The following is a 2045-nucleotide window of genomic DNA, read 5'->3' on the forward strand; positions in this document are numbered from 1 at the left end:
GGACGGCTCGCGCAATGGCTTCGATGCCATCAGCCGCCAGCTCGACATCCACGGCAACAGCCAGGCGCTGACCGTTGGTGCCGATCTGTGGCGTCACGAATCGGGCAGCAGTGCGGGCGTGATGCTGTCCAGTGGTAATGCCAGCAGCACCTCCACCAATGAACTGAGCGGTTACTACGCCCGCGGCAAGGTGAAGGGCGAGGCTCTGGGCATCTACGGCACCTGGCGTGGCGGCAACGGCGCCGACCCGTATGCGGGCTTCTATGTGGATGGTTCGCTGCAGCGTGCGCAGTTCCGCAACCGCGTGGAAGGCATTGGCCTGGCTGCCGAGCGCTACGACAGCCGGGCATGGCAGGGTGCGGTGGAAACCGGCTACGCGTTCCGCGTGGGCGGCGCCAGCAATGGTGGCATTTATCTGGAGCCGCAGCTGCAGGTGGGCTACAGCCGCTGGGACAGCAACCGCCATACCGAAGCCAACGGCACGGTGGTGGGCGCCGAGAATGCCAATGGCCTGTTCGGCCGCGCAGGCCTGCGTCTGTCTGGCGTGACCCGTTGGGGCAATGGCGCGGCGGAAGTGCAGCCCTACCTTGCCGCCAACTGGCTGCATACCCGTGCCGAATCGCAGATCCGCATGGACGATGAGGTGGTGGATGCGCGCATCCCGCGCAGCCGTGGAGAGTTCAGCGGCGGTGCGTCGGTGAAGTTCAGCAACGGCATCGGCGCCTGGGGCGGCCTGTCGCTGCAACGGGCCAGTGGCTACCACCAGACCAGTGCGCAGGTGGGCCTGAGCTACAGCTGGTAATCACCACGGTAAGCCGTGCTTCCGGGGTGTCATGCGTCATCAAGACGCGCGACGCCCCGGAGGCTTTTCATTCTGGCTAGCCCGCTGAAAAGCGTTATGTCCGCTTTGCATGAACAGACCCATACACGACAGATGTTGTCCTGATTCGTATGCAACAAATTGCATTCCGAACCCCTAACCGGGCTTACACACTGCTACCCATGCCTTCCATGGCGCAGTGAAGCAGCCCGCGACGGGGAACGTCGTAGCTGGGATTGGATGACATCTTCACTGCGCCACTCAGTTGAAGGGTGCCGTCCTTTCGGTCAATTCACTTTGCACAGGCGATGCAACAGCGCGACGAAGTGAACGCGGTTCCTTTCCTGAAGTTCGATACCCACAGGAGTTCCGTCATGAAGATCGCAGTTCGTCGTTCCCCCATCCAGCTTGCCCCGTGCCTGCTGGCCACCGCGCTGTCACTCTGCATGGCAGCGCCCGCTTCCGCCGCACGCAGCCTTGGCGATGGTGCCAGCCATACGGTGGTGGCCGGTGATGCCAAGGAAGATTGGAATGTGTATCGTGCCTCTACCCTGAACCTGGCTGCGGGCGCGAACGCCGGGATCGTCAGTATCAGTGCACAGAGTACGCTCAATGCCACCGACGCCCAGTTCTCTGGTAGCCGCCTCGGCGCCGGGCTGATCAGCCTATTCAATTCCAATGCCAGCTTGCTTCGCAGCAGCATCCGCAATGACGCCGGCTATGGCCTCACGCTCGGTACGGATGAGCGTAACCCAAGCGCTCCCCACCCGATAGTAATGCTGGATGCCTCAACGGTAGAGGGACTTCAGGCCGCCGCGCTGGTCAATGGCAACGGTCAGCTGACCGTCTCTGGGTCCACGCTGATCGGCAAGACGGACCCCATCGACACGGGCGTGCCGTGGAACGGAGCTGGCCTTCTTGTCATCGCCGGCTCGGCGACTGTCCAGAACGCTTCTTCCGTGCGCGGCGATCTGTACGGTGCCTACCTGGTTTCCAACCATATGGCCGGGTTCACCACGCAACCGTCAACGCTTGTGGTGGACGCCTCACGCCTGGAAGGAACCACGGGCAGTGCGATCTACGTAGGGCCCAGCGACGGCAACGACACTGATGTGGACATCACCCTGCGTAACGGCGCCGAGCTGGTCGCCGGCAACGGCGTCCTGATCGACATCCAGCCCAACACCAGCACCCCGGCACTGAAGGTCCACGCCGACGTGGATGT

The 2045-nt window shown here is 63.0% G+C and carries 1 protein-coding gene and 1 pseudogene; both read left to right on the forward strand.

Translation table 11 applies throughout. From position 1 onward, the window contains the following. On the forward strand, positions 1-802 hold an 802-nt coding region (locus tag N440_RS20280), incomplete at its 5' end, for an autotransporter outer membrane beta-barrel domain-containing protein (RefSeq protein WP_133936460.1). Between the two features lie 392 nt (positions 803-1194). Continuing rightward, positions 1195-2045 (forward strand): annotated as a pseudogene (locus tag N440_RS20285) (hypothetical protein); the annotation flags it as partial.

The sequence above is a fragment of the Stenotrophomonas sp. CC22-02 genome (genome assembly GCF_004365115.1).
Lineage (GTDB): Bacteria > Pseudomonadota > Gammaproteobacteria > Xanthomonadales > Xanthomonadaceae > Stenotrophomonas > Stenotrophomonas forensis.